A 3,675-nucleotide genomic window follows, 5' to 3' on the forward strand; every position below is an offset into this window, starting at 1 on the left:
GCGCATCCGACAACCGCTCCAACAACACCATCCCGACGCCCTCGGCCCACCCCGTACCGTCCGCGGCTTCCGAGAACGACTTGCAGCGGCCGTCCGCGGCCAGCCCACGCTGCCGGCTGAACTCCACGAAAACCGAAGGCGTGGACAGCACCGTCACACCGCCCGCAAGAGCGAGCGAACATTCATCGTTGCGCAGCGCCTGCACCGCCAGGTGCAGCGCCACCAACGACGACGAGCACGCCGTGTCCACCGTCACCGCCGGACCCTCAAGACCCAGCGTGTACGCGACACGACCCGAAGCGATGCTGCCGGCGCTGCCGGCGCCGAGGGTGCCTTCGAATCCTTCGGGGGCGACCCGCAGCCGCGAACCGTAGTCGTTGTACATCACACCCGCGAAGACACCCGCCCGGCTGCCCCGCACCGAACGCGGGTCAATTCCCGCCCGCTCGAACGCCTCCCACGACGTCTCCAACAGCAGCCGCTGCTGCGGATCCATCGCCAGCGCCTCACGCGGCGAGATCCCGAAGAACGCCGGATCGAAATCGGCGGCCGCGTGTAGGAACCCACCCTCACGGACGTAACTCGTCCCCTGCCGGTCCGGATCCGGGTCGTAAAGATTCTCCACGTCCCAGTCACGGTCCGCCGGGAACGGCGTGATCGCGTCCGTACCTGCCAGGACCAGGTCCCAGAGCTCTTCGGGCGTGGCGACGCCTCCGGGGAAGCGGCAGCTCATCGCGACGACTGCGATCGGGTCGTCGCCCGCCACCGTCCCTGCCGGACTCAGCGCAGGGGACATGGCGGCAGTGGCAGATGTGACCACTGACTCCTCGCCCGCCGTCCCGGCCAGTTCACCGAACAGGTAGCGCACCAGGACCGCCGGCCTGGGGTGGTCGAAGACCAATGTGGCGGGCAGCCGCAGTCCGGTCACCGCGTTCAGCCGGTTACGGAGCTCGACCGCCATCAGCGAGTCGAATCCCAGGTCCTTGAAGGGGCGGTCGTCCTCCATGACGTCGGCCGAGCCTCGGCCCAGCACGGTCGCGACGTGCCCGTGTACGAGTTCCGAGAGCGTACGGAGCCGCTCGCTCTCGGGCAGCCCCGCCAACCGCTGCGCCAGGCCGGCGGCGGGCTCGTCACCGTCCGCGGCGCGGGAGCGGCGCACCGGCCCCCGGGCCAGACCGCGCAGCACCGAGGGCACTTGGGCACCCGAAGCGCGTAACGCGGCCACATCGAACCGCACGGGCAGCAGCAGCGGCTCCTCGGCCGCCACAGCGACGTCGAAGAGCGCGAGCCCTTCCTCCGACGACAGCGCGATCAGGCCGGATCGTGCCATGCGGGCGAGATCCGCTGCGGCCAGATCGCCCGTCATCGCGCTGCGCTGCTCCCAGAATCCCCACGCCAGCGACGTCGCCGGCAGTCCCTCGGCACGGCGCGCGGCAGCCAGCGCGTCCAGGAAGGCGTTCGCCGCCGCGTAGTTGCCCTGGCCCGCACTGCCCAGCACACCCGAAGTAGAAGAGAACAGCACGAACGCCGACAGACCCAGGTCACGCGTCAGCTCATGCAGATTCCACGCAGCATCGGCCTTCGGCACCAGCACCCGGTCAACCCGTTCCGGGGTCAGTGCGGAGATCAATCCGTCATCGAGCACTCCTGCCGCGTGCACGACAGCAGTCAGCGGCCGGCCGGCCGGTATCCGGTCCAGCAGGTCGGCCAGAGCGTCGCGGTCCGCGACGTCACACGCGGCCACCGAGACGTCCGCCCCCAGCCCGGACAGTTCCGCCACCAGCTCCGCCGCACCAGGAGCGCTGTCGCCGCGGCGGCTCACCAGCAGCAGGTGCCGCACACCGTGCTCCGCCACCAGGTGCCGGGCCACCAGACCGCCCAGGGTCCCTGTGGCACCTGTGATCAACACTGTTCCGTCCGGCGCACCCCACGCCGGAACCTCCCGGGACGGAGCGGCTGGATCAGGCGGAGAGACCGGTGCAAGTCGCGGTACGTACGCCATCTCGTCGCGTACGGCCAACTGCGGCTCGTCAGTGGCAAGCGCCCACTCCAGTACGTCGCCGGGCAGCTCTTCGCCGTCGGCGGCCGTGTCGGCGTCCAACAGCACGAAACGGCCCGGGTTCTCGGTCTGCGCCACACGGAGAAGGCCCCACACCGCAGCCGTCGCGGGGTCGGGCGCGACATCGCGTGGCCCGGCCTCGACCGCGCCACGCGTGACCAGCACCAGACGGGAGGCGGCGAACCGCTCGTCAGCAAGCCACGCCTGTGTCAGCGCGAGGGCGTGGTGCAGGGCCGCGCGAGCCGAGCCAGCTGTCGCGCCCGGTTCAGCGGCCGGGGCGGCGAGGCTGCACACGACGACGTCGGGCGCAGCCGCACCCGTTCCGACCGCTTCGGCCAGCTCGCCGAGGTCCCGGTACGACACGCTCGCCCCGGACGCCGGACCGCCGACGAGCACCCATCCCGCGCGGCTCCCGGCCTTCGGCGGACTTACGTCCGACGCCGCCGTCCACTCGACGCGGTACAACGCGTCGCGGTGCGAGTTCCGTGCGGCGGCGAGTTGCCGGGGGTCGACAGCCCGCGTCAGCAGTGAGTCGACCGACGCCACCGGTTGTCCGGTGCCATCGGCCACCGTCACCGAGACCGCGCCCGTGTCCGCACCGGCCGGGGCCAGTCGCACGCGAAGTACGGACGCGCCCGCCGCGTACAGCGACACACCACGCCACTCGAACGGCAACCGCGCCAGGCCGTCGGACGAGAATCCGCCCAACCTCAAGCCGTGCAACGCCGCATCCAACAAGGCCGGATGCAGCCGGAAACGACCGGCCTCTCCCTGCGCCTCCTCGGGGAGGGCGACCTCGGCGAATACCTCGTCCTCGCGCCGCCAAGCTGCCCTCACGCCCTGAAACACCGGCCCATAGCCGTGCCCCGCATCGGCCAAGTCGTCGTACAGCCCAGCCGTGTCCACTGCGACAGCACCGGCCGGAGGCCACGCCTCGAGGTCCACCACGGGCTGCGAGCCGCCTGTCGCGAGCACACCGGTGGCGTGACAGATCCACCTCTCCTCGAATGCGGAATCGCCACGCGAGTACACGCTCACCACACGCCGGGCGGTCCCGTCCGGCTCCGCGACCGTTACCCGCAGGTGTAAGCCGCCACCCTCCTTCGGGAAAGTGAGCGGGGCTTGGAGTGTCAGCTCCTCCACGACATCGCAGCCGACCTCGTCACCCGCCCGGACCGCCAGCTCCAGGAACCCCGTCCCGGGCAGCAGCACAGTGCCGCCGACTGTGTGATCCGCCAGCCATGGATGTGTTCGCAACGACAGCCGACCCGTGAAGACGACGCCCTCTGAGTCGGGGAGGTCCATCGCCGCGCCGAGCATGGGGTGTTCCGTCGACAGCAGGCCGACCGATCCCATGTCACCACGTGCACCTGCTGGAGCTTCGAGCCAGTAACGGCGACGCTGGAAGGCATACGTCGGCAGATCCACCCGCGACGCAGCCGCCCCCTCGAACACCCGCGCCCAGTCCACCTCCACACCGTGAACCCACGCCTCGGCGAGCGACGTCAGGAACCGGTCCAGCCCGCCGTCGTCACGGCGCAGCGTGCCCGTCACCACGGCGGAGTCGGCCTGCTCCTGCACACTCATCGCCAGGACAGGATGGGAGCTGACCTCGA

1 protein-coding gene is annotated in these 3,675 nt (G+C 70.8%); it reads right to left on the reverse strand.

Annotated elements, in window-relative coordinates; all coding sequences use genetic code 11:
* Positions 1 to 3,640 (reverse strand): SDR family NAD(P)-dependent oxidoreductase (locus tag ACWIHY_RS40115; protein ID WP_454381677.1); only part of this gene is annotated, 3,640 nt, incomplete at its 3' end.
* Positions 3,641 to 3,675: the final 35 nt, after the last annotated feature.

The organism is Streptomyces sp. NPDC055287, assembly GCF_053646035.1.